Raw genomic sequence first — 25920 nt, 5'->3', positions numbered from 1 at the left:
CATCGCTGTTACATTATCGCCACAATAAGATAGGCATCTTGACCATGTCTATAAGAGCATAAACATAAAGCACGCCAATCAGAAAGGTGAGTACAGTACATATGGATTTTTGGAATATTTTCGTAGCCTTCGTGCTCGGGCTTGTCGAAGGCTTGACTGAATTTGCCCCCGTGTCTTCTACCGGGCATATGATTATTGTGGACGATACGTTGCTTCACTCCAAAGAACTGTTTTCTTCGGAAGTAGCGAATACCTTTAAAGTCGTCATCCAGCTCGGCTCGATTTTGGCGGCTGTGATCGTGTTCAAAGACCGTTTTCTCAGTTTGCTCGGATTGAAAAAAATGTCGCCAGATGGCAACGGCCCCGGGCACAAGCTCCGTCTCTCGCAAGTCATTGTGGGGCTGCTGCCGGCAGCTGTACTCGGACTGATTTTTGAAGACTATATCGACGAATACCTCTTTTCGATCAATACCGTGCTGATCGGGCTTGTCGCAGGTGCCCTCTTGATGATCGCAGCCGACTGGTTCAGACCGGGACGTCCGAAAGTAACCACTGTTGACCAAATGACGTACAAGCAAGCGTTCTTCATCGGACTGTTTCAATGCATCGCGCTCTGGCCCGGCTTCTCCCGCTCCGGATCGACGATTTCCGGCGGCGTGCTTCTCGGTCTCAGCCACAGAGCCGCATCCGACTTTACTTTCATCATGGCGGTTCCCGTCATGGCTGGCGCCAGCTTTTTGTCGCTGTTGAAGCACTGGCAATACATCACTGCCGACTCCTTGCCATTTTTCATCGTCGGATTCATCAGCGCCTTCTTGTTTGCCTTGCTTGCGATCCGCTTCTTCCTGAAGCTGATCAACCGGATCAAACTCGTGCCGTTTGCCCTGTATCGCATCGCACTGGCTGCTGTCATCTACTTCTTTATTATGTAGAGGTCGCCATCCAAATAAAAAAGCTGCCTTTGGCCGTTGAAGCGCCCCCTGAAAGCTGGACACAACAGGGGGGCTTCCGGCAAGGCAGCTTTTTCTTTTCCTCAAGCTGGCGAACTGTCCAAACGCGCAGCGTTGGCAACCAGCGGCTGCGTTTCCTTTTGACCGTGCTGCAACTGATACATCTGATAATACTTGCCGCGTTTCTCCATCAATTCATCGTGCCTGCCCCGCTCGACAATTCTGCCCCGATCCAGCACAAGAATCTGATCGGCGTTTTTGATCGTGGACAATCGGTGCGCGATGATAAAGGTCGTGCGTCCTTTTTTCAGCACTTCCAGGGCGTTTTGAATGATGCCTTCTGTCTCCGTGTCAATGCTCGCCGTCGCTTCATCCAGGACGAGAATCGCCGGGTCGAACGCCAACGCTCTGGCAAAAGAAATCAGCTGACGCTGCCCCAGCGAGAGCGTGCTCCCTTTTTCAATGACTGGCTCATCAAAACCGCGCGGCAATGTGCGCAGCAGTTGATCTGCTCCGACGTCCCGGAGCGCTTTCTCCACTTTTTCCGCAGTAATGTCCGGATCATCGAGACTTACGTTGGAGCGGATTGTCCCGGTAAACAAAAACGGGTCCTGCAACACGATCGCCATATGCTGGCGAATTTGCTGCTTGGGCAAATCGAGGACGTTGCGCCCGTCGATCGAGATCGTTCCGCGGCTGGCGTCATAGAAGCGGAACAGCAAGTTGATGATCGAGCTTTTCCCCGATCCTGTGTGGCCGACCAGTGCCACCGTTTCGCCCGGCCATGCCTCGAACGAGATGTTTTTCAGCACGTACTGGTCATCCTGGTAGGCAAAGGAGACGTCGTCGAACCGGACGCTGCCCTCATAGCACGGGATTGTGCCTGTATCGACCTCGATCCCTTTCTCATCCAGCAGCTCGAAAACCCGCTGTGCCGCAACCAGCGACTGCTCGAAGTTCGCCAGTTGATTCACGATTTGAGTAATCGGCTGGAACAGGCGATTGAGGTAATCGACGAATGCGTAGAGGACGCCGAGCGAAAACAGCGTGCCCACGCCAAGAGACGCTCCGCCGAAGTACCAGATAAACAGCACAAACGCCGCATTGCGCACCAGTTGCACCAGGTTAAAGGAAGCCGTAGCGTTGAGGCGCAACATTTTGTTTTGATACGAAAACAGCTCCTCGTTCAATTCGCCAAATTCTTGCATCGTCTTTTTTTCTCTGCGAAACGCCTGGATGATCGGCATCCCTTGAATCGATTCGTTGATCATGCCGTTAATGTCGCTGATCCTCGCCCGGATCACATGGTTGAAGGCAGAGGCTCGTTTGCGATAATACACAATCCATACGGCCATAATCGGCAAAATCAGCAAACAGACGAGGGCGAGCCTGACATCGAGCAAAAACAGCGCCACGAATATTCCGATCAAGTAAATGCCGCTGGTGAAAAAGGACGCGAGCACGTTGGCAAACAGCTCGCGAATCGCTTCCGTGTCATTCGTCACACGCGCCACGATTTTTCCCGCAGGCAAATTGTCAAAATACGTAATCGGCAGCCGCTGGATATGGGCAAATACATCGACTCGCAGCTTGCGGATGACCAGATTGGCCGATTTTTGCAGCAAGATTTTTTGCCCGTAATGGAACAGACCCGCGACCACCAGCAAACCGAGATAAGCAGCAGCCAAAACAAGCAGACCGCTCGTCTCCGGTCGAAAGAATCCGAACAGCTCCTGATTGCTGAGCGGCAACACCGGATAGACCGCTTGCCGGGAACCGCTCTGAATCGTCAGCTTTCCATCCGCTATCGTGCGCTGGCCGTCAAAGGCAAGCGGCTGTTCGAGAAAGTAGTAGTCCCGCCCTACTTGCAACACCCGCACTTCCTGTCCTGTGCGCTCTCCTTCTGCCAGGTGATCTTGCCGTGTATACCATTTCTCCCGGTACAAAACGGAATCGGAGCGCTGCTCTGTCTCATACCAAGGAAACTCGATCCCCAAAATATGCGTGTCGATCATTTTTTTCGCCAAAAACGGCCCTGTCAGCTCTGCGCCTACGGCAACTGACAGCATCAAAAGTGCAAGCAAAATCGTCCTTTTAAACAGCAATGCATAGTGCAACAACCTTTTTCCCGTGCTCATCCGTTCACCCGCCTTCTGTCAACTGCGCTTCGATTTGCTGCTTCTCAAACTGCTCTTTATACCAACCGCCCCGGGCCAAAAGCTGCTCATGCGTCCCTTCTTCGACGACTTTTCCCTCATCCATGACGAGAATCCAGTCGGCATGGGCAACAGCGGACAGGCGATGCGTGGCAATCAAGGTGGTCTTGCCTGCCCTCTCGCGGCGAATGTTGGCGATCATCTCGGCTTCTGTCTTGCCGTCTACGGCTGACATCGCATCATCGAGAATCAAAATCTCCGGGTCGGTCATCAACGCCCGCGCGATGGACACCCGCTGCTTTTGACCGCCGGACAGTGCCACGCCTTTTTCGCCTACCAGCGTGTCGAGTCCCTCCGGCAAAAACTGAACGTCTTTCGCGAACGCTGCCAGCTTCAGTGCTTCTTGCAGTTGCTCTTCGGTAGCGTCCTGCTTGCCGAACATCACATTTTCCCGCACGGACCTGGAAAACAAGATCTGCTCCTGCGGCACGTAGCCGATCCAGCTTTTGATATTGTCCAGCTCAATCTGCGCCAGCGGAATTTGGTTGATGGTGATTGCGCCTTGCCCCAGCGGAAATTCCCGGAGCAGCTGCCGGAGCAGCGTCGATTTGCCACTTCCGGTTCGCCCGACAATGCCGAGTGTCTGGGAACGGTTCAGAGTAAACGAAATGTTCTTCAACTGATCTTGTACCGTTCCCGGATAGCGAAAGCTCACTTGCTCAAAACGAATCGCCTCCGGTTTGGCAAGCCTTGCCGGCTGCGCGTGATCGGTCACATCGGCTTCGTACGCCAATGTCTCGTTCACGCGATCCAGCGAGGCGCTCCCCCGCTGCAAGACGTTGATCAGCTCGCCAATCGCAAACATCGGCCAAATCAACATCCCCAGGTACACGTTGAACGAAACCAGCTCTCCCAGTGTCAGCTCCTGCCGGAAAACGAGATAGCCGCCGTAGATCAGCCCGATCATGTAGCTGATGCCAACCAGTATTTTCACAGTCGGCTCAATCAGCGAGTCGACTTTGGCGACCTCCATATTTTTTTGAAACACTTCCCGCGTTTTGTTCGAAAAGCGCTCCTGATCCGCCGTCTCCTGCACATAGGCCCGAACGACCCTGACGCCCGCGACTGATTCCAGCACCCGGTCATTCAGCTCGCCAAAAGAGTCTTGCGCCTTGGAAAAGCGCTCGTGAATTTTTTTGCCGTACTGATTGATCGCATACGCCATGATCGGCAAGGGCAAAATGGCAGCCAGCGTCAGCTTCCAGCTAATAAAAATGCCCATCGTCAAAATAATTACACCCGTGAAGCTGGCCGAATCAACCAAGGTGAGAATGCCGAAGCCCGTCGTCATCGAGACGGCCTTCAGATCGTTCGTCGCCCGTGCCATCAGGTCGCCTGTGCGATTGCGCTGATAAAAAGTCGGGGTCATGCGCAAAAAATGGGTCATCAGCTTGGAACGAAGCGTTCGCTCGGCCAGAAAAGCCCCGCCGAACAGCTTGCAAATCCACACGAAGTTGATGAGGTACGTCACGATAGCAAGAACGATATAAAACAGCAGGATGCTCCACAGCCGCTCCCCCGTCAACGTGCCCAGCTGCATTTCGTCGATCGCCACTCCGATAATTTTTGGCGGAATAATTTCCATGATGCCACCCAAAATCAGCAGCAGAATCGCTGTTGTGTAGCGTTTCCAATGCTCCTTGAAAAACCAGTCCAGCTTTGTTAAAACCGAAAACATCTGCCGCTCTCTCCTCTCGTCTCAACCGGGTTTTCTCCTTTTGGAGGCGAAAAAAGGCATATCGCCACAAGGGGCAACATGCCTTTTTATCCGACCAAAAAGAATCAAATAAAAAAGCGCAGGCTACAAAGACAGTAACCTGCGCCATTTGATGGAGTTAGGGAAAAACTACATAGCTTGCATCAAAGGAGGGGTTACGTCATGTATGCAGTTGTTCATTTGCTTCATTACACTGCGTTTCATGACAGACCCACCTTTCTTAACATTTTTCGATTTCCAATTAATACATTCTGAACTTTATCACCGATTTGCCTGAATTGTCAACAAATATTTTTGGATGGATAAAACCGTCTCCTCCGCAAAAATCATGAAAATGTCAACAACGGGCATTTTTGCTCGCAATCTTTTTTTGGTATGATTACCTTCATGAAGTTTATTCAGGAGGCCATTTATTTTGTTATCTTCCAATCAAAAACGTCGCTTGACTTCCGTACAAATCATCGTGTTTTCCTATGTCGCGCTGATTCTGGTCTCGTCGTTGCTGCTCTGCTTGCCGTTTTTCCATAACCCCGGAATCTCGCTCTCGTACATCGATTCGCTGTTTACGGCTGCGAGCGCCATCAGCGTGACCGGGTTGACCGTGATCACGATTCACGAGGTGTTCAACCAGTGGGGCATTTTGTTTTTGACCTTGCTGTTTCAGGTCGGCGGGATCGGGATCATGACGTTGGGCACGTTTTTCTGGATGCTGCTGGGCAAGCAAATCGGTCTGGAGCAGCGTATCTGGATCGCGACGGACCACAACCGCTCCACGTTGTCCGGGCTTGTCGACCTGATGCGCAACATTCTCGTCATGGCACTGATCATCGAGTTGATCGGCACGATCCTTTTGGGGAGCCACTTTATGATCGCCGGTTATTACACCGATTGGTACGACGCGTTTTACCACGGCTACTTTGCCTCCGTCAGCGCTTTTACCAACGCGGGCTTCGATCTGCACGGCAATTCCCTGCTCGGCTTTACGCACGACTACATCGTTCAGACCATCGTCATGCTGCTGATTATTTGCGGGGCGATCGGCTTCCCGGTACTCGTCGAGCTGCGCACGTATTTTTCTTATCGCCGTGCCAAAGCACGCTTCACCTTTTCCCTGTTTACGAAAATTACTACGCTGACCTTCTTTTCCTTGATTGTCATCGGCGCTGTGCTCATCTACGTTTTTGAACGGCAGCATTTTCTCGCCGACAAATCGTGGGATGAATCGTTGTTCTACTCCTTGTTCCACTCGGTTTCCTCGCGAAGCGGCGGCTTGTCTACTACGGAAATCAGCCTGTTTTCCACGCCGACGCTCATCATGCTGTCTGCGATGATGTTCATCGGTGCCTCGCCGAGCAGCGTGGGCGGCGGGATTCGGACGACGACGTTTTTCGTGCTGATCGCAACCGTTTTCGCAAACATGCGCGGCTACAAGGACGTGAAAGTATTCGGACGGGAACTGGTCGATGAAGACATCATGCGGTCGTTCGTCGTCTTTTTCATCGCCATCGTCCTGGTGTTTATGGCCGTCATCATGCTTGTCTGGCTGGAAGACTTGCCGTTCCAGCACATTTTGTTCGAGGTCTGCTCGGCGTTTGGTACGACCGGGCTGTCTACCGGAATCACGACCCAACTGGGAGCGCCGGGCAAGCTGATTCTGATTATCATCATGATGATCGGGCGGGTCGGCATTATCAACCTGCTGCTGTTCTTAAAGCGCGATGACCGCATCGCACGCTATCACCATCCAAAAGAACGGATCATCATCGGGCAGTAAGCAACTCTCGCTTCAACCAGCAAGAGCCTGGCGCGTTTTTTGGCGCACAGGCTCTTCGGCTTTTTTCTACTTTTCCCACTGGCTGTTGTACAGGGCAACCCGATACGGATACAGCTCGGCTGTCATCACTTCCTGTTTGACAGCGGGATCGTTTGCCATGACAGAAGCAGCCGCTTCCTCCGATTCAGCCAGAAAAATCGCGATGCCAAATGTCGTCTCGTCCATGTTTTGCGTGCGCCCGGCGAGGATCAGCCGATTTTCTGCGAGCAACTGTTGCAAATAGCGGAAATGCTCTCCGACAATTTCATGCTCTCTGTCCGTCCAGTTCGCAGGCTCCAGCAGCCGGGGCACGAGCTTTAGCTTGTACAAAAACTGTTGCAGTGAATCCATCCTCTCATCCCTTTCCTATTTCTTCTTTGTCAGCTACGGCCTTGTTCAGCTTTTGCAGCATGAAGCCGATGCCTTTGCAATCCGCAAGCGGAAAATGGCTCCGCTCTTCGCCAAACACGGCATGCATAATCCCGGTGAACTTTTTCCCGCCGAGCATGACGACCTCGTCCACATCGTCTAGCTGCTTGTCCTGCGCTTGCCGGATCAGCTCGTCAATCGTCACGATCTCCTCGCTCTTCGTTCCGAAAGCCACGTCGTAGTTTTCCGGGACGATATCGCTCGGCAATAAAAAACCGTGCTTGGCCGACAGGATGGCCCATTCCTGAAAAAACGTCCGGGCGTATGCCTGGCTTGCTTTGTGAAACGCGCTTTGGTAGACGTGCTGCGCCTCTGTCGCTTTCGCCTCGGGCAGCACATCCCAGATTTTTTTCGCTCCGCAGGCGATGATGCACAACCGTCTCACTGTTGATGTTCTGTCCTTTCCTCCCGCCTGGCGCTCGTCCGCCGTGCAGCGTGCTTTCTTTACTTAGTATAGCAAGAAACCGCCCATGCTGCGGCTGTTGGCTATTGTATCCAAATAAAAAAAGGCTTTGCCAAAACATGCTGGCGAAGCCGTCTGTCTATGAACTTTTTTAAATGGCTTGAACGTCATCTTCCCAGCGCGGGCTTTCCGTTGCCGGATGCGCCATGGGCCAAACAGGCAGTTCCAATACGTGACGATGCTTGCCCGGACCATAGTAATCTTGTTCGGCGCGCGCCAGGCGAAAACCGTGGGCAGACAAAGCGCGAACGGAAGAATGGTTCGTCTCGCTCACCGTAACCAGCACCGTCCGCAGCGTCGGGAAGCGGCGCAATGCTTGCAATCTGGCTTCAATCAGACGTTTGCCGATGCCTTGTCCTTGAAAATCTTTGCGAACATTGCTGAACAACAGCCAGCCTGTCGTCTGGTACATGTCGATGCCTGCACAGCTGAAACCGATCAGCTCGCCACCGCTTGTCGCTTTGAAGATCAGCTCGGGAAACAGCTCCATATATTTTTTCAGCTCATGCAAATTCATGCGATCTGGCAATGTCAGGTCGGCCAGCGTAATCATCTCGGCAAAATCTTCTTTTTTGGCGCATTCAATCCGTACTTCCATCCATTCTTCGCCCCCTGTCCAGTTGCCTTCGTCTATTCCACTCTAGCAAGCGGATATAAAGCAGGGATGGATAGCGTGTGAATGAAATGTAAATTCGTGTAAGTTGATCGTCTGTGCTGTTTTTTTAAAAGGAGAGGGCATTAGGTCGTTCTTCTCTCCACGAGAATCGGGGCCAGCTCTCTTGACTCTTTTTTGCTCGACGGATGCAAAATTCTTTCGTACAGCATTTCAAAAGCGTAGTTTCCCATCAAGGTACTCGGACTGGAAACCGTCGTGATTTCCAACAGCTCGCCGACAGGCTGGTCGTCGCAGCCTACGATGGCGAGGTCAGACGGGATGCTGATCCCAAGACTGCCAGCCTCTTTCACAATCCCTGCGGCAATATGGTTGCAAGACACCAGCAGGGCAGACGGCGGCTCTTTCATTTGCTGGATATGGCGAGCGACGTCTTTTCCGTCCTGCACGATCAGACAATCTTCAAAAGCCCAGTCAGCCGATGGCTTCACATCTACTGAGCGAAGCATGTCGTGGTAAGCGCGCTTGCGATGAGCGCTGTTGAAGCTGTTTTTTCTGCCGATGCAGTAGCCGATTTTCCGATGTCCTTTGCTGATCAAATACTCCATGCCGATTTGGAAGGTCAAATAGTGGTCGATGTGGACGCTGGACACGCTGGCTGTCTGGTTGGCTTCACACGTGATGATCGGCCCGTATTCGGCGTACTCGTCAAGCAGCTCGCAAGAAGTGGACCGCGAGCACATGATCAGCCCGTCCATTTTCTTGTTTTTCAACAGACGCAAAATGTTGTGTTCCTGTTCAGGTACATTGTTTGTTTGGCAAACCATCAGATTGTACTGATGACGGGCTGCCTCTGCGGCAATGCCTTCGATGATCGAGCTGTAGTATTGATTGTTGACGAGCGGCAGCGTGACGCCGATCACTTTCGTTTTTCCGGTCGACAAATGGACGGCATTGCTGTTTTGCACATAATTCAATTCCGCGATAATCCGCATGATTTCCGCGCGTTTTTGTTCATTGACGTACGGATGGTTGTTCAAGACGCGCGACACCGTGGAGACCGATACTCCCGCCAGCCTTGCTATTTCTCGAATGTTAGCCACTCCCAATTACCCCTCTGTTCATTCGAACCGTTCTTCTCTCCATCATAACGAGAATCCCCTCCTTTGCACCAGTTGAAAAGCTTGCCGGATCGCTGTGAAAGTGCAGCCAACTTTTCCGGGCAAATTTTTTGCTTGCTCTGAAAAGCGTTCCACACCGTATTCTACTTCCAACGATCTTGAAAGGAGCCATGCCCTCGTGTTTCGCTTCAAATTTGAGTATCTGCTGTTTGTCGCAGGCTTGCTGATTCTTGCCCTCGGCATCAATATGATGACGACCATTACTTCGTTCGGTCTCAGCCCTTATGATTCCCTGTTTATTGCCCTGTTCCAAAACTTCGGAGTGTCGATTGGCTTCTGGATGTTTGTGATTAACTTTACGTTTGTATGCATCGTCTTTTTTATGGATCGGCGTTATATTACGATCGGGGCCGTCGTCGTCATGGTTTTGATTTCTGTCTTCGTAGACATGATCGGCTCGATCGATGCGCTGATGGACGGCATCCGCTCGCTTCCGCCGCTTCTGACCCTGATCCTGGGCAATCTGTGCATCGGCAGCGGCATCGGGCTGTATGTGTGCACACAAGTATGCACCGCGCCGCAAGAAGCTTTCGTGCTCGTCGTCTCGCAGCGAATGAAGTGGACGTTCAGACGGACAGAAATCTCGCTCGCCTGCCTGTTTTTGACGCTCAGCTTTTTGCTGGATGGGCCGATTTATTACGGAACGATCGTGCTGTCGTTTACCACCGGCTACATCATCCAGGCAGCAATCAATGCCGGAAACAAGCTTCTGTCTTTCGTCAATCGCGGGAAAGAAGGGCAGGTGCAGCAAGGAATGGAGTGACTGAGCCAGCTAGAGAACGACAAAATGACATCAAAAAGCCGTCAGTCAGCTGACGGCTTTCTAGCGCCTGCGCAGGGCTGTTCATGTGCAGGTTTGTTTTGCTTTTTAACGCAACCTACTGTCCCATCATGCGAATAAAAATAAGTAGCCAGCCAATGATAGAACAGCCCAAAGGTGCCCTTGGGATCAATCAATTTCACAGGCCGAGAATCGGATTTTGAATAAAATTCCATTTTCGGCGTCAATTCTGTCATAATAAGATGGAAGCTGACACCTAGGTTATTGTGATCTAACTTTGCTCGGGGGTCTATCATGATGAAAACAATAAGCCCGTTCAAACTTATCCTTTTCTTAGTCCCTGTATTGCTTGTAGTTATCTTAATCATTTCAATCAATACTTCTTCGAAAGAAAAGTATGTGAAAATTTTCGAGTCAAACGATCCAACTGTAATCAATGAACTATCCCAACACAAATTTCGCTATATAATTGAAAAAGATGGTTCAGTTTGGATACATGAAGAAGACCAATATAAATACGCTATGTGTTGCACTTAATAAAGCGATGATAGTTTCTCGCAAACAAAGCTTCCTCCTCAAAGCAGTCACAAATGACAATGTTCAATCTGACATTGTCATTTTTTGTTGGAACAGGATAAAGGCCATCCTTTTGACCAATGAAACTGAGAAAACAAGCTAGAGAGGCATTGCGACTCGTACTGAGACTGAGTCAACCATTCCTAGAAGTCCAAGGTTTCATCTGTTTCCGTCCTGCGTTGTAGCACCAATCAATCTCCCCTACCATTCAAACTTGATTATTTTTTGTTTTCACATCGTTTCGTTATATGAAAGAAACGTTGATTTTATGCGATTTTTAACGATTAACCTTTTATGCCATTTCGTTCTTTATCGTATAGAAATGGGCAAAATATGGGCACTATCCGAAATCCGGAGATGCCCTCTTTTTATGGATCACATCGGTCAAAAGCCTTCTTGCCTCAAATCTTTACTTCCACAGCACTTAGAGAAATGTTTATACCGTAGTTCCAACCAATCTGTCCCTTTGTCGGTCACCTTATTATTCAAGCTTGACAAAATCGAACATTATAATGCACATATTTACATTATATGCCACTATCAAATACTATAAAAATTGAATTATAAAAAAAGTAAATTAAGGAATGAAATGGATGAAAAAGACTTTTTTATCATTAATGGCGTTTTCTTTACTTGCATTAAGTCCCATGGGCTCTGATGCAGCACACCCAAAAAAAAAGTAGCCCAGCAACAATTGAAGAAAAATTAAGTAGTGGTACTGCAAAAATAGTTGCTTCTACTGTATTTACAATATCATCTGATGAAGTTAATGCACTTCGTTCATCTAAAACTAACGAGCAATTGCTCACTGAAGAAGAACTTCTTTCGAAAAGTAATGAAGCTTTGGACGCAGTAATGAATGAACTAGAAGAAAATGTAGACAAACTATATAATGAACGTCTTGAAGAATGGATGGAGGCAATTCAAGCCGGGAAAAATCCTTATAAAGGTGTGAATAAGCTTACAGACAATAAACTTCTAGCAAGAAAAGCATATGGGGTTGAAGTGGTTGCTAGTTTAGCGGCCGATGAAGCAAACCACGAACTAGTTGTGATTACCGAAATAACTGATATCGACGGAATTCCCCCCGCTATTGTTACCGGCACTGCAAAACTTGAATACGCTGATAAGCGCACAAAAAGTTTTCGTACAGAAGACTCATCTAAATTCACTTTCACAGCTGGTAAGAATTTATATGAGGGTAGTAAAATTTACAGTGATCCAGTAAGTGTTGATACTACACATTTTTGGAGAGTAGTTGGGGCAAGCGTTGGTACGTGGTCTGATGGTGTTACCAAATCATATTATGACGTAAGTCAGGCAGCCTTGCTTAACAAAAAAGCTATAGTATATCCTGCCTATGAGGACGAAGATAGTGATCTTGTAATGTTTGAACCGGATCGTGCAGACCTCCCTTGGGTACCTGCTAATCAACGTGAGCCTAGAGATCCTGATGTGAGAGATAATTTTGTTGATTGGTATGAGAATGAGTATGGCAGACCAAGTTTTAGTTGGAGTAACGTAGATATCCATCATATTATCCCTCTTGCATATGGAGGAGACAATGGTTATGATAATTTAATACCATTGCCTAAGAACTTTCACCGCAAAGAGGTTACTCCTTGGTGGGCTAGTTACGGCAAATATGTACCTTCTGGTGATGACTATTAATTTTAAGGGTGATTTTCCTTGGCAACCAATTTAGCTCAATTGGTATTGGATGGATTAAAAAAGAGACTAGATAACAATAATCAAATAACCGTTCAAAAAAAGGGCGGGAAAATTTATACTGCTCAATTTACATTTAATCCACCTGCCACAGAGGAACTTGTTATAAAATTCTCAAGAGAAACTCACTGGCACTTACCACCCGACTTTAAAAATTTTCTGCTTCTCCATAATGGTGCTAGATTATTCGAAAATACAAAAACTGGTGGCGGGTATGAGTTACTCAGTCTGTATGAAATTCCAGACAACCATCTAGATTATATGCCGAAAAATTGGTATCCTATTTCAATCAACAATGGTGATTACATTTTTATTGACTCTGATAAAGCTAAAAATGGTCAAACCAACTATTTGGTGTGTTTTAATCATGATGATGTCTCAACTACTGAAGGTCATTATTTAAAAATGACCTTTGAAACGTGGCTAGATAAATTAATTATTACACAAGGTGCAGAGTTTTGGACCTGGTAAAAGATTGTTTCTCTGAATATCGAGAAACCCTGCAAATTGGTCATAACCCTGTCAAGTAGACTGCCTAAAAACATATAGTTACGCGGCGATCGCTTCCCGATACTCAATCGGGGAACGGTCGCCTAGTTTTTTCTGAAAACGATTCTGATTGTAGAAGACAGTGTATTTTTCAAAAGAGTGATTTAATTCCTCAAGTGATTTTGCCGAGCATCGATACATCATTTCTGCCTTCAGATGAGAAAAGAATGACTCGATACAGGCATTATCTGGGTCTGTACAATAAAATGTGTAACCTCTTAAACCAGTGAAAGATAGAAATACTAACATCATAGAATCGATCTGGTTGGAGGACAAATATATGAAGAATAATTTCTGGACCAAACAAGTGCTGCGTCAGTTTGTAAAGGAGCACAATTTTACATCCCCGGAGCAGATCCAAGCGACGTTAAAGGAACTCTTTAAAGATGTGTTGCAAGAAGCGTTGGAAGCCGAACTGGATACCCAATTGGGCTATGACCGACACGATGTGAAAAACAAGCAAACAAAGAACAGCCGTAACGGCTACACGAAGAAAACCGTAAGCTCCGAATATGGCGATGTGGAGATTCAGGTGCCGCGCGATCGACTTGGCGAATTCAACCCTGTTGTCGTCAAAAAGCATCAGACGAATGTGACAGGAATCGAGGAGCAGATCATCGCCCTGTATGCCAAAGGAGTAAGCACACGGGATATCCAGGATCACCTGGAAAACTTGTACGGTATCGAAGTATCACCTACGCTCATTTCCAATGTCACGAATAAAATTGTTCCCCTCATTAAGGACTGGCAAAACAGACCCTTGCAAAGTGTCTATGCAGTCGTTTTTCTTGACGCGATTCACTTCAAAGTCAAACAAGAAGGACATATTGTCAACAAGGCTGCCTATATGGTCATTGGTATTGATCTGGATGGGAACAAAGATGTTTTGGGCATATGGATTGGTGAAAATGAGTCGGCCAAATTCTGGCTTACTGTATTCAATGAGCTGAAAAATCGCGGTGTACAGGATATTCTTACAAGGCAGCAACCGAACAAGCTGCACAGCTAGAGCTTGACCGTTTTGAAGAATGATGGGGCGACAAATATCCGCTTATCGTACGTTCATGGCAGCAAAATTGGGAAGAATTAGCGACGTTATTCAAGTACCCGCCCGAACTGCGAAAATTGATTTATACGACGAACATGATCGAAAGCTACCACAGGCAACTACGCAAGGTGACAAAGGGCAAAAGCATCTTTCCGAAAGACGAGTCCCTGCTCAAGATGCTCTATCTTGCTACGATGGATGTACTTCGAAAGTGGACAGGACGTGTACAGAACTGGGGACAAATTTTGTTGCAGTTGACCGTGTATGATCCAGAGCGTGTCCAGATACGCTAAGAGCGGCTTTACTTGGAGGGTGGGCATGGTGGGGGCTGTCTGCCAATGCGAGAAGGAATTCACCAACTCGCCGTATCGCAAGGACAGTCATGCCCACAGAGGCTCCAAGTCAAGCTGCGGTGCGACGAGTTGCTAGTTTTGGTTTTACTAGGTTACATAAATTTCTTGACAGACTCTGAATGATAAAAAGACATCCAAAAAAGCCGTCAGCCAAATGACGGCTTTCTCGCGCCTACGCAGGACTATCAATCGCGCGGGCGTGATTTTTTATTTGTGCCGCTCGCTACTGCTTGCACTGCTCAGGCAACGACCTCGTACTATCAGGCTTGTCATCAATCTATCCCTGCCCACCGAACGCTTTTTTCTTCAAAAACATGCCCTACCATGCAAATAAAAACACGTAGCCAGCGAGAACGAAAACAGCCCAGAGGGAGCCTTGCAGCAGTTCCATGACAAAATGCTCGAACTCGTCCATTTCTTCTGCCCTGCCGATGCTTTTCCACAGACTGACGACCGGAAGCAACAACGCCAAGAGCATCGCGGCAACGGACATCCGCTTGTTTTTCTTGCGCGCGAGGCAAAAGACGGCTGTCCCTGCTGGTATGAGGAAAAATAGGTAATAGATCGCCCAAAACCATCCGGGCAGGCTCTCCCCAGTCATGTTGTCCCTCCTGTCTCCGTGTTTGTACACGCTTATTCTGAAAAAGCTACTCTACACTTTCCAATGATATTATATATTTTCCATTTGTATCCTTGTTGGTATGATATTGCACTCGCCATTTTCCCTTTATAGGCGTTACCTCGAGTTTTTCAGCATAAATCTGGTCTTTGGTCACCTCTCCAGACTGAACCAATCTGTTGTTTGGATCGAACAGTTCAAAAGTAAGGCTTCCACCATCCAAATTAATCTCATGTTTGACAAGCAGTGTATCGTATTTAGTTTTGTTAACGGTAATTTCCCTAATCACCTGTTTATATTTTTCCTCATATTCATTGGACAAAAAGACACCTTCTGCTGACCGCATAAAATGTTCTTGATAAAAAAAGGAATAGTAGCTGATTCCCACCGCCAAAGCGATAAAGACGGCAATTAAAACGATCCTCCATTTCCTTTTCATACCGTTATCTCTCCTTCTTTCGATCTTCTGTAATGACTCCATCTACAATGTTGATGATTCGTTTTGTATATCCGGCGATTTTTTCATCATGGGTAATGACAACAATACTTTTGCCTTCTTCATTCATTTGACAAAGAAGCTCCATTAACTGCGCTCCATTTTTTTGGTCCAACGCACCTGTTGGTTCATCAGCCAGGATCAGCTCTGCTTCAGCAGTCATAGCACGTGCAATGGCAACTCTTTGTTTTTGGCCACCCGACAGCTTGGATACATTTTTATCGCTCAAGTCAGCAATCCCGAGTTTGTGCAAATAATAGTCTACTTTTTCCTTCTTTTCCTTGAGGCTCATTTTTCGTTTAAACAAGGGCAGTGCCACATTTTCATATACGCTAAAATTGTGCATTAAGGCGAAGTTTTGAAAGACAAAGCTGACCGTTTTGTTTCTGATCTGGCTTAATTCTCTATCGTTTAATTTTTGGATCAAAGTGCCATTTAGCCTGTATTCTCCTTCACTCGGTATATCCATGCAACCCATAATGTTCAAAAGGGTCGATTTACCTGAGCCAGATGGACCCATGATAGAGACAAATTCGCCTTTATCCATGCGAATAGTCACTTGTTTTAAGGCTACAGTTGCATACTCTGCTTGCCCGAATACTTTCGAAACATTATCAAGTTCGATGAATGCCATTCAGTCTCTCCCCCCTACTAACTCTCGAAGTTGGAGTTTTTTTATCCGAAGCAACGGGATGAACACGGAAGAAAGAATAACCAGGATGGATACAAGCATGACTTTACCGTATAAAGGGAAAGCAAACATCTCCAGCTTTATATTCGCTACCGATGAATCTTCGAAAGCTTCCATCACGTAATTCAGCATAACCCCGGAAACTGCTGAAACCGTTACTATCCATACAAGTTCCATGAGAATAATCATGGAAATATCCCTTTTGGTTGCACCTGCCACCATCCTGACTCCCAGTTCATGCTTTCGGGCGTGAATCGACGAAAGCGTCACCGAAACGATTCCAATGATGGAGATCACTAAAAAGAACATCCCCATGAACAGGGAGAAATTGCTGACTTGCTTCCTGTTTTCCCTGTAAGCCTGCAACTCGTCACCAACTGTTGCCAGCGTTGGATTTATGCCTAATTCTCTCCCCTTTTCTAAAATGGCCGCCGAGACTTGATTGAACTTTTCTGCGGAATCCAGTTGGATGAAGGTGTTATGCATTCTCACCGCTACATCCATCGGCTCGCTTTCCCTGACAATCGGAAAAAACGGAGCAAGAAAAAAGTTGTCCAGGTTATCGACCGGATCAGCAATGTAATCATTTCCAGATAACCATTCACTCCTCTGCTCAAGAACTCCAACAACTTCGTACACGATTTTCTTTTCATGGATGATGGTCTCAAACCGATCACCAAGATTGATGACATCCCGGTAGTTATATCCGATCAAAACCGGGATAACGTCACCGTCCTTTTTGGTGAAATCCGCTTCACCCAGTGGCCTTCCGTTAATGATCTTGAATTTTGCATATGAATAGATGCCTTTATCTAAAAAAACGATCTTGCTATTTTCAATCGCATTCTCCAACCTTGTTCCGGCATACTGTTTTTTGTTTTGTTCAAGAAAAGCACGTTGGTTCGGCAAATTTTCCGGTGTGATGGAGGTCGTATCAAAGGAGCCGTACCTCTGCACTCCAGGCGTTTGTTTGATAAAATTCTCCAAGTGACTAAATCGTTCTGCAAACCATTCTGTGTCATCCACATCCGCAAAAGACAACCGCAACGTTGTATCTTTATCCATCTGCATTACCGCAAATAGCTTTTTCTCTTGATAGTGCACGACGTCCATGGAAATAAACGCATGGTTCATCACCCAAAAGGAAAGCACAAGCTGTGTCATCATCAGAAAAACAGACAGCTTTCTTTTCCACATGGATGAAATAGCAATGGAAAGGTGCTCCATTTCTCTTCTCCTTATCCCCTGATAGCCTCAACTGGCTGTATTTTTACCGCCTTGCCGGAAGGGATGGCAGTAGTGAAAAATGCTGTTGCAAAAACAAACAAAATCGCGGCAAAGATAGTGGTGGAGGTAATCTCAACCGGATAATCGAGCCATTTGGAGAGCAAGCTTCTTATCATCCATTGAATAGAAAAACCTATGACAACCGCTATCAGGTTGATGACGCACATCTCCCAAAAAAGCATGGAGACGATATCCGCATTGCTGTAGCCAAAAGCTTTCCTGATACCAATTTCGTACTTTCTTTCATGAATCCAAAAGGCTGTAAGGTTAATCGCGTTGATGATCGCCAGAGCGTAGACCATTATGGATATGTAGATTTCGCCTCCCCTGTTGGGTGCAATAATCCCCTCTGTTTCTCCGTACGGGGAGGCTGTACATGTCACTTCCGGAAATAGACGCTTGGCATTTTGTTTAATCTGTTTTTCGTCTGCGTATGTATTTGTATAAATATTGTGGATCAAGAAAGGAATCGTTTTCGTGCTTTGCAATTTGCTCAAAAGCGTTGAGGAAAGCGACGTGGCCGGAATAACAATTTTGTAATCAATCGCTTTTGTTGTTTTTCCTTTCACGCCGATTATTCCGATCACTTCGTATTCTTCGTTATCCAGCAAAATGTACGGTTTTCCGTTTTTGCTGCGTACGTCTTTCTCTCTCGCTTTGCCAATCAGGGCTACTTTTTCTCCATGGATGATATCCGTTACATTCAGATATCTTCCTGTTTCTAACGGAAATCTTTGAACAACCTGTTTTGTCCAATATTCAGGCGTTACTGGAGCCATGAGACCATTGTGAAACATTTTTGCTCGGTCCAGAATAACTCCAGTTTGATCTGATATCCCGTCAAAAACCTTGAACAAAGCGTGTACATCTTGTTTGTCCGGAAGCTCCAATTCTATTTTAGTAGCATTCTGGGGTGCGTAATGAACCTGTTGCTGGATGAGTAAATGCGTATTCCTCACACTCGATATACCTATTGAAATGAGTACAATGGATATGGTCAGACCCAAGATAATCAAAGCGGTTGTGACAGGATGGGCTTTAAACTGATTTTTTATCGAGCTTATCGTCATGTATAACCGTCTCCTGAGTTTTTCAGCATTGAATATGGTTTGCGGCAAGCTACCGTCGTAGCCAAACAGAAAATAAACCGGCTATTCAACCGGTTTATTTTCTGTTTGAATGTTACGGAATCCTAGTCATCGGAGAAAGTATCAACGACAAGTTCTTTTTTCCGATCAGAGCTGTCAATCGAGTGTCTACTTTTGAAATACTCAGCTCCCGCATAAGTATAGCGGCATTCAGCAAGGCTTTTATCTCGATCATATTTGCTGCCAGAAACTCCAGAGTCGTCTTTCCACATTTCAAGTCTGACTGCAACATAGTTACTATTGTTTGGATTAATGAAGTCTGTTTCGGCTTCTGCCTTATCTTCATCTAAAAGATTCCAATCGACATCCAGTTTGATATCAGCCCGCAAATCTTTATATTGAAGAGTGTCGGTTTGTGTCTCCGCATAAGCAGAATTAGCTGCCGTCAACAAAGCGAGTGTTGCAGCAATACCAAGAAATTTTTTTCCCAAGTTCCTTTCCTCCCAAACTTACTTTGTCTATATACCTTGGCCAAGGGTAATAAGGAGAAAACAACAACAAATTTAGTGGTTTTTCCTTATCGACTTTTATTATACTTATCATTTTTGTCATTTTTTGTAGAAATATGTAAAATATAGAAATTTATATTTTATTAATTTTTTGTATTTTTTTGTAAATCGCATGCATGAGGCACGCTTCCATCTTCTTGCCTTGTTCCATGAAAAAAACCGACGACAGCCGCATTCAAGCGGTCTATCGTCGGTCTTGTCACGTAAAACCTTTACTTTTTCACCGAAGGCATAACCCCGTCAGGAATCGGGCACACATACTCTTTGCCGCCCAGACGCTCCTTCAGCTCCGCTTTTGCCTTCGCGATCAGCTCAGGGTTTTGCAGCATGTCCACCGCCGTAGCAGCCATGACCTTTCCGGCGTGCAGCATGCCTTTGTGTGCCATCGAAGTAGCTCCCAGCGCCACCCATTGCCACGAGTGCAAAGTCGAACCGTTGATAAAGCAAGCAGTCGTACACTGGGCGGTCGGAGTGATCCAGCTTACATCGCCAACGTCTGTCGAGCCGTTCAGCGGAATCGTCCCGCCGTTGTACGGGTTCAGCCATGTCACCATGTCCGGGTCAGGCGTACCCGGCGACTGTCTCTCCGCTGTTGCCTTTTCCTGTTCAGACAGCGTGGCACGCATCGCTTTGGCCAGTTGCAACTCCGCCTCGTCATGCACGGGAACACCCAGCTCCTGGTAGTTTTTGTACATGACCTCTTCCAGCGTCCGGTTTTGCACCAGATTGGAGCAAGCCTTGTCAAACACGATCTCGACTTCCGTTTCGGTCATCATCGCCGCGCCTTTGGCGATTTTGCACACGCGCTCGTAAATTTCTTGCACCTGATCGACTTTTGGCGCACGAACGAGGTAGAGCACCTCTGCGTATGGCTGCACGACGTTTGGCGACAACCCGCCAGAATTGGTGATCGCATAGTGCACACGCGCATCCGTGATGATGTGTTCGCGCAAGTAGTTTACGCCGACGTTCATCAGCTCGACTGCGTCCAGCGCGCTGCGGCCCAGATGCGGACTCGCTGCCGCGTGAGCGCTTTTGCCTTTGAACTTGAAATACACCTGGTAGTTCGCCAGCGACTCGACTGCCATGATGCTGTTGTAGCCCATCGGATGCCAGCAAAGGGCGAAGTCCACGTCGTCAAACAGCCCGGCTCTCGCCATGAACGACTTCCCTGAGCCGCCCTCTTCCCCTGGGCACCCGTAGTAACGAACCGTACCTGGCAAATTGTTTTCTTCCATATACTGCTTCACGGCTACTGCGGCCGCAAGCGAAGCGGTTCCCAGCAGATTGTGTCCGCAGCCGTGTCCGTTTGCCCCCGGCACCTCCGGCTCTTCCTTGGCCTGGCCTTTTTTCTGGCTCATTCCCGACAGCGCGTCAAACTCGCCCAGGATCGCCACAACCGGAGTTCCGCTGCCGAAGCTGCCGATGAAGGCCGTCTGAATCCCGCCCACTCCGCGCTCCACCTGGAAGCCTTCTGACTCAAGCGTCTGCGCCAACAGCTCAGCCGATTGGTACTCCTGAAAGCGCGTCTCCGCGAACTCCCAGATGCGGTCGCTCACTTTGATAAAAGAATCCCGTTTACTTTCGATCATTTCTGCAATTCGTTTGGTATCCATCAAGAAACATCCTCTCCAGGTCGTAGTTGATCAAAGCATGAGAGCGATAGAGGGTTTCTTTTACGTAAGAAGCCGTCTTGCAATCCGATTCAGCAGCTCGACGCTGCGCGGCAAAATTTCTTCCTGAATATCGAATTTCGGATGATGGTGTGGAGCCGGAATGTCGGTTCCGATCGCCATGTACGTTCCTTTTCCGCCGCGATCCTGAACGCGCTTGATCATGAAGCTCGCGTCCTCGCTGCCCATCGAGTTGTACTCGCCCATTTTAAAAGAAGTAAAGCCCTCGACTTGCTTGGCTTCCTCCAAAGCCAACACAGCCATTTCCTCGTCGTAGTTGATCGGGATCGCTCCCCCCACTACTTCGATTTTGTGCTCCAGCTCATGCATGGCTGCACTGTGCGCGATAATCGTGCGAACGCGCTGTTCCACCTCGGCGTTGACCTCCTCAGACACCGAACGGGTTTCGACAATCATCTTCGCATAAGCCGGAATGATATTTGCCGCTGTTCCCCCTTCCAGCACGCCCACATTCACGCGAGTCGCCCCTGTGCTAAAACGCGGAATCGCATGAATGTTGAGCAAAGCTGTAGCCGCGCCGAGCAGCGCATTTTTCCCCTGCTCCGGCGATGCGCCCGCATGGGAAGAAACGCCGTAAAAATGAGCGAGCATTTTGGTCGTAGCCAAAAACCCGTAAGAGCCGCCGTGCACTTCGCCAAGCGGGACGTTAACCCCCAGATGGTGGCAGAAAATGTAGTCCACGTCGTCCAGCATCCCTTTTTGCACGATGGAGTACGCGCCACGGACGCCTTCCTCCGCAGGTTGGAAAATCAGCTTCAACGTCCCGGCGAAATCCCCTGCTGCCAGCGCGGATGCTACGCCAAGCCCAATCGTCGTATGCCCGTCATGGGCACATGCGTGCATGTTGCCTTCATAGCGGGAGCGGAAATCGTGCGCTTGCGGAAAATGGTCTGCATCGGTGCTCTCCAAAACTGGCAAAGCATCCATGTCGAAGCGAAAAGCCACCGTCGGCCCGGGCTTGCTGCCCTTTTTGACGCCGATCACCGCCGTGTAGCCGCCGCGCATTTTCGCAACGATCTCCGGGTTGGCGCCGTCCCGCAACGCTCTTTCGTATGCGGCTTCCAGCACTTCCTCGGACGGCAATCCCCTGCGGGAATCGCCATCCATCGCGTCTTGTCCGTAAATGACGTCATAACCCATGGAAGTCAACAACTCTACCACTTTGGAAGCGGTGCGAAACTCTGTGAAGCCCACTTCCGGATGCATATGAAAATCTCTTCGAAGGGAAACCAGATCCAACATATCAATTCCTCCTGTTCATTCTGGAGTCATCTCTACTTCATGATCGGATAAACTCCAGGGCCGATTGGCAGACCCAAGAAATACCAAACAACTAAGAGCAATGTCCACAAAATAAAGATCGCGATCGGATACGGCATGATCAAGGCGTAATAGGTGCCCAGCTTCGCATCCTTTTTATATTCCTGCAAAAAGCCGAGGAACAGCGGGATAAACGGTGAGACGATCGCAAACGGAATGACCGAAGAGTCGGCAACCCGGAACGCCACCTGCGCGAATGCCGGATGGAAGCCAAGCGCCATGAACATCGGTACAAACACCGGGGCAAGCAACGACCAGATGGCGGAACCGCTGGCGATAAACATGCAGAGAAACGCGGACAAAAACATCAAGCCGATAAACACAGGTGCTCCGCTCATGTTCATTTGCTCCAGCAAATCGGTAATCGAGAGCGCCAGGAAGCTGCCCATGTTGCTCCAGTTGAACATCGCCACGAATTGGGACAGCGGGAAAATCATGATGATGAATCCTGCCATGCCTTTGATCGGGTCAGTCAAGAGAGCCGGGATGTCATTTTGCTTTTTGATCACTCCGACTTTGATTCCGTACGTAATCGCTACGGTGAAGAAAAAGAGCAAGATGATCGGAACAATCCCTGAAATGAATGGAGAAGGTACGACTGTTCCCAGCTTCGGATCACGCAAGAGCGCATTTTCCGGCACGACCAGCACAGCCATGACGGCAATGAACGCCAGCGCTGCGATACCAGCGGCACGCAAGCCTTTCTTTTGGATATCGGACAAATCTTCCAGTTTTCTTTCGTTTTTGCCTTCGCTTTTGTAAACACCCAGGCGCGGTTCCACAAATTTGTCCGTGATAAAACCAATCGCAGCGGAAAGCAGCAGGACGGACGCGGACATGAAGAACCAGTTGTCGAGCACACTCACAGTGATGTTCGGATCGACCGACTTGGAAATTTCCGAGCTGATCCCGGACAACAATACGTCTGTCGTCACGATCAGGATATTGGCGGAAAAGCCTGATCCAACACCTGCAATCGCGGCGAGCAACCCTGCCACCGGATGACGTCCGACAGCCAAAAAGATCAACGCGCCAAGCGGCGGCATAATCACGAACGCAGCGTCAGAAGACACGTGGCTGAAAAACGCGATGAAAGCAACGAGATAGCTGGCATAGCGCGCACTGACGCGCAGCGACATTTTGCGAATGACTGCTTCCAGCAGACCGACCTTCTCTGCCAGCCCTACGCCAAGCATCAGCGTCAAGATCGAACCGAGCGGCAAGAACCCGGAGAAGTTTTTAATGATGTTGGGCAAAAGCCACTGCAAGCCTTCCTGGCTGAGCAGATTTTTTACCTGGACTTGCTCATTTTTGATCGGGTCGATTGCTGTGACGTGGAAAATAGACAAAACAGCAGTGATGATCATCAAAGCAGCAATCAAATAAAGGAACAGCATGAACGGGTTCGGCAGCTTGTTTCCCACTCGCTCTACCCATTTCACCAGGCCGATTCCTTGCGAATATTGCTCATTCCGATCGATTTGTACGTTGTTTGCACTCATTGAGCATTCCCCCTAGGCCGTTTCTTTCTGTTGGTAACCATCATTCTCGTTTGTTTCGTTGGCGAAACAACGACGTTCTGAATGAGTGATCAGTCTGGATGCTGGCATTAAAGTGAAAGCCCTTTCATTTTAATCTCAACGCAATCCATTCATTCAAAAACGCAGTAAAGCTTGTCGTCGTGCCGATACTCCTTTCCTGGTCTTTGTTTCAGTCACCATTCACAATATGCGAATACAAAAAGACAATTTCGTTTAATTGAATTATATAACCTGAGTAACTTTTTTTCAATAGAGTTGTTTGACTTCTTGAAAAATAGAAAAGCTTCCATGATTTATCCAGGACTCCAGACCTGACCACATCAGCACTTTAGACCTAAGTTGTTTTTCCTTCCAACGGCACTTCCCACTGGTTTTTTGCCATAAGAAAATGATTTCGTCTGCTTTTTTACATACAAAAAAGCAACCACCCGTTGAGTGGTTGCCTCTTTGCCATGCTATATTGTTTAGTTCACGCCTACCGCGCTATACGCTGCATTCACAGCAGCTACTTGCGGAGAATTTGCACCGAACAAGTCAGTGGCCGAATGAACAGCAGCTTGGCGCATCGCAGAGAAGTTGGAGTACGGCGTCAGGTAATGAGTCAGCGCGTGGTAGTAGATTTTCGCTGTGTCTTGGCGACCGATCCCGTTCACGGTTACCCCGTGATGCGTGCCCCCTTCTGCCAGCAAATACGCAGCTTTGTTGTTGATTCCGCTGTTGATATGAACACCGCCGTTATCCTGGGAGCCGGTATAGCGGTTGCTGTAGTGATCCGGGTCGCCATACTCTGTTGGGTCTTCCAGGGAACGCAGCGCATCTCCATTTGTTCCTGGGGTGTAGATGTCTTCTCCCATCAGCCAATCGTCGTCGTCGATCATCGCACCGAAAATATCGGAGAGGGACTCGTTCAAAGCTCCCGATTCGTATTGGTACACCAGCCCCGCTGTCTTTTCGGTTACAGCGTGGGTCAATTCGTGAGCGACTACATCCAGACCTCCGGACAACGATATGAATGTGCTGCCGTCGCCATCTCCATACACCATTTGCGAGCCGTTCCAGAATGCATTGTTGTAATTGTTGCCGTAGTGGACAGTAGAGCGGATCAAGGCGCCTTTGTTGTCATAGCTGTTGCGATTGTGGACGTCTTTGTAGTAGTCGTACACTTGCTGCGCATAGGCGTGCGCATCGACTGCCGCTCCGTCCGTCCAATTGTTGTCGCTGTCTGACATAAGCGTGCCAGGAAGCGTGGAGCGGTTTTTGGCAGTATACGTCTCGATACCTTTTCCGCGCGTCGTGTCTTTCATCACATATTTGCCGCTTTGCAGCGAAGTCTCGAACTGCTTGCTGTCGCCGAGCACGCCTGTTCCGATTCCTGTTGCGTGGTCGATCGTATTGTACTTGTTGATCACGTCTCCGCTATGCGCATCGATGAAATACATCCAACGACCTGGTTCCGGGTCCAGGAAGCTCAGCTCAACCGCATACGCCAGGTAAGCTTCGTTTTCATGTACGTAAATATACAGCTCTGCCTCCGGATCATTTACGAAGTCCGGCTTTTCGCCCACTTCGTCTTCCACATCACTGATCGCTTTCTTCAACGCTTTTTGTGCGTTAAGCTTCGGTTTCTTTGTCAGATCATCATTGTTATCGAGATTGGGAATGAACTGCCCCAGGTAAGACGTGACAGAGCCATCAGCGTCTATGTGAACGGTTTGCTGGAAACCGTAAATCGGAATCCCGTTATAGACCTCCTGCAAACGGTAGTGCTTTGTGTCCGTTTCCTTGTTGCGAACCTCATTCACAATTTGAAAATGATCGGCGACATCTCCTTGAATCTGGAATTGATCTTTGTAATTTTCGAGGTAGGACCAGACGATATCGTCGCCTTTTTCTCCATCCGGTTCCCACTTCTCCCCGATGTACTGCGGTGTTTCCCACTCCTTGCTGTAGTCGATGTCTTTGGATTTGGCCAGCGCCGGAACCGATGCGAAGCCAGACACGCCCACGGCAATACTAAGAGTCAAGCTGGTTGCAACATAAGACTTTTTCATTCTAAAAAACTCCCCCAATCAAAATATTATGAATGTATGAAACATTTTATCTTATTTGCTTTTTCTGGAAAAAATCCCTTTTTTTCTCTTTTCTTTTTTCTCGACAACTTCTTACTTGCTTCTACATGATTTGACGAAACCTCGCAG

General features: G+C 48.2%; 23 protein-coding genes and 1 pseudogene. 6 read left to right on the top strand and 18 right to left on the bottom strand.

All coding sequences use genetic code 11. The features are described from left to right. Positions 1-101 precede the first annotated feature (101 nt). On the top strand, positions 102-932 hold the full coding sequence (locus tag NST23_RS04335) for an undecaprenyl-diphosphate phosphatase (protein WP_122966275.1): 831 nt from the start codon (positions 102-104) through the stop codon (positions 930-932). 101 nt (positions 933-1033) lie between these two features. On the opposite strand, the gene NST23_RS04330 is transcribed toward NST23_RS04335, so the two are convergent. Continuing rightward, positions 1034-3088 (bottom strand): ABC transporter ATP-binding protein, encoded by a 2055-nt coding sequence (locus NST23_RS04330; protein ID WP_173598675.1) that lies wholly within the window; start codon positions 3086-3088, stop codon positions 1034-1036. A gap of 4 nt (positions 3089-3092) precedes the next feature. Then, positions 3093-4844, bottom strand: coding sequence for an ABC transporter ATP-binding protein (locus NST23_RS04325; protein ID WP_340963200.1), 1752 nt, complete (start codon positions 4842-4844; stop codon positions 3093-3095). Between the two features lie 454 nt (positions 4845-5298). Between NST23_RS04325 and NST23_RS04320 the strand changes: the two genes are divergently transcribed. Then, positions 5299-6657 (top strand): TrkH family potassium uptake protein, encoded by a 1359-nt coding sequence (locus tag NST23_RS04320; RefSeq protein WP_122966278.1) that lies wholly within the window; start codon positions 5299-5301, stop codon positions 6655-6657. Between the two features lie 66 nt (positions 6658-6723). Here the strand turns inward: NST23_RS04320 and NST23_RS04315 are convergent, their stop codons facing one another. The 4 genes from NST23_RS04315 to NST23_RS04300 form a co-directional block, all read right to left on the bottom strand. Beyond that, positions 6724-7047, bottom strand: coding sequence for a YciI family protein (locus NST23_RS04315; RefSeq protein WP_122966279.1), 324 nt, complete (start codon positions 7045-7047; stop codon positions 6724-6726). Positions 7048-7051: 4 nt separating this feature from the next. Then, on the bottom strand, positions 7052-7510 hold the full coding sequence (locus NST23_RS04310; protein ID WP_173597132.1) for a DUF6884 domain-containing protein: 459 nt from the start codon (positions 7508-7510) through the stop codon (positions 7052-7054). A 169-nt stretch (positions 7511-7679) separates the two neighbouring features. Next, on the bottom strand, positions 7680-8186 hold the full coding sequence (locus NST23_RS04305; protein WP_122966281.1) for a GNAT family N-acetyltransferase: 507 nt from the start codon (positions 8184-8186) through the stop codon (positions 7680-7682). Between the two features lie 140 nt (positions 8187-8326). After that, positions 8327-9304, bottom strand: a complete 978-nt coding sequence (locus NST23_RS04300) for a LacI family DNA-binding transcriptional regulator (protein WP_122966282.1) — start codon at positions 9302-9304, stop codon at positions 8327-8329. Positions 9305-9500: 196 nt separating this feature from the next. Here NST23_RS04300 and NST23_RS04295 point away from each other — a divergent pair, with 196 nt between their 5' ends. Beyond that, the gene (locus NST23_RS04295) at positions 9501-10145 is read left to right on the top strand and encodes a YczE/YyaS/YitT family protein (RefSeq protein WP_122966283.1); all 645 of its coding nucleotides are present in this window, start codon (positions 9501-9503) and stop codon (positions 10143-10145) included. A 41-nt stretch (positions 10146-10186) separates the two neighbouring features. Here the strand turns inward: NST23_RS04295 and NST23_RS04290 are convergent, their stop codons facing one another. Beyond that, positions 10187-10600, bottom strand: a complete 414-nt coding sequence (locus NST23_RS04290) for a hypothetical protein (RefSeq protein WP_340963198.1) — start codon at positions 10598-10600, stop codon at positions 10187-10189. 796 nt (positions 10601-11396) lie between these two features. Between NST23_RS04290 and NST23_RS04285 the strand changes: the two genes are divergently transcribed. Together NST23_RS04285 and NST23_RS04280 are read left to right on the top strand one after the other, a co-directional pair. Beyond that, on the top strand, positions 11397-12410 hold the full coding sequence (locus NST23_RS04285; protein ID WP_340963195.1) for an HNH endonuclease signature motif containing protein: 1014 nt from the start codon (positions 11397-11399) through the stop codon (positions 12408-12410). A gap of 18 nt (positions 12411-12428) precedes the next feature. After that, the gene (locus NST23_RS04280; protein WP_280649180.1) at positions 12429-12938 is read left to right on the top strand and encodes an SMI1/KNR4 family protein; all 510 of its coding nucleotides are present in this window, start codon (positions 12429-12431) and stop codon (positions 12936-12938) included. A gap of 78 nt (positions 12939-13016) precedes the next feature. On the opposite strand, the gene NST23_RS28400 is transcribed toward NST23_RS04280, so the two are convergent. Continuing rightward, positions 13017-13265, bottom strand: a complete 249-nt coding sequence (locus NST23_RS28400) for an IS3 family transposase (RefSeq protein WP_445662499.1) — start codon at positions 13263-13265, stop codon at positions 13017-13019. A 31-nt stretch (positions 13266-13296) separates the two neighbouring features. Between NST23_RS28400 and NST23_RS04275 the strand changes: the two are divergent. Then, positions 13297-14357: pseudogene (locus NST23_RS04275) on the top strand (IS256 family transposase). Between the two features lie 379 nt (positions 14358-14736). On the opposite strand, the gene NST23_RS04270 reads toward NST23_RS04275, so the two are convergent. The 10 genes from NST23_RS04270 to NST23_RS04225 all read right to left on the bottom strand — a co-directional run bounded on the left by NST23_RS04270 (position 14737) and on the right by NST23_RS04225 (position 25773). After that, positions 14737-15018, bottom strand: coding sequence for a hypothetical protein (locus NST23_RS04270; protein ID WP_340963193.1), 282 nt, complete (start codon positions 15016-15018; stop codon positions 14737-14739). 46 nt (positions 15019-15064) lie between these two features. Beyond that, a complete protein-coding gene (locus tag NST23_RS04265; RefSeq protein WP_173597134.1) occupies positions 15065-15475 on the bottom strand; it encodes a hypothetical protein in 411 nt (136 codons plus the stop codon). A gap of 4 nt (positions 15476-15479) precedes the next feature. Further along, entirely contained in the window at positions 15480-16166 is a 687-nt protein-coding gene (locus NST23_RS04260; protein ID WP_122966286.1) for an ABC transporter ATP-binding protein, read from the bottom strand. Next, entirely contained in the window at positions 16167-17450 is a 1284-nt protein-coding gene (locus tag NST23_RS04255) for an ABC transporter permease (protein ID WP_340963191.1), read from the bottom strand. An 11-nt stretch (positions 17451-17461) separates the two neighbouring features. Continuing rightward, complete coding sequence (locus tag NST23_RS04250) at positions 17462-18580, bottom strand: ABC transporter permease (protein WP_173597137.1); 1119 nt, start codon at positions 18578-18580, stop codon at positions 17462-17464. Positions 18581-18702: 122 nt separating this feature from the next. Continuing rightward, positions 18703-19089 carry a hypothetical protein gene (locus NST23_RS04245; protein ID WP_026558213.1) on the bottom strand — a complete coding sequence of 129 codons (387 nt, stop codon included), beginning with the start codon at positions 19087-19089 and terminating at the stop codon, positions 18703-18705. Between the two features lie 290 nt (positions 19090-19379). Then, positions 19380-20783: a M20 family metallopeptidase gene (locus tag NST23_RS04240; RefSeq protein WP_122966289.1), complete on the bottom strand. Its 1404-nt coding sequence runs from the start codon at positions 20781-20783 to the stop codon at positions 19380-19382. A gap of 60 nt (positions 20784-20843) precedes the next feature. Beyond that, entirely contained in the window at positions 20844-22103 is a 1260-nt protein-coding gene (locus NST23_RS04235; RefSeq protein WP_122966290.1) for an amidohydrolase, read from the bottom strand. Between the two features lie 32 nt (positions 22104-22135). Beyond that, positions 22136-23683 carry an AbgT family transporter gene (locus tag NST23_RS04230; RefSeq protein ID WP_173597139.1) on the bottom strand — a complete coding sequence of 516 codons (1548 nt, stop codon included), beginning with the start codon at positions 23681-23683 and terminating at the stop codon, positions 22136-22138. 503 nt (positions 23684-24186) lie between these two features. Continuing rightward, positions 24187-25773 carry a M4 family metallopeptidase gene (locus tag NST23_RS04225; RefSeq protein ID WP_122966292.1) on the bottom strand — a complete coding sequence of 529 codons (1587 nt, stop codon included), beginning with the start codon at positions 25771-25773 and terminating at the stop codon, positions 24187-24189. Positions 25774-25920: the final 147 nt, after the last annotated feature.

Origin of the sequence: Brevibacillus sp. FSL K6-0770 (genome assembly GCF_038000275.1) — a bacterium.
GTDB lineage: Bacteria > Bacillota > Bacilli > Brevibacillales > Brevibacillaceae > Brevibacillus > Brevibacillus parabrevis.
This window is presented reverse-complemented; position numbering and strand designations above follow the sequence as displayed.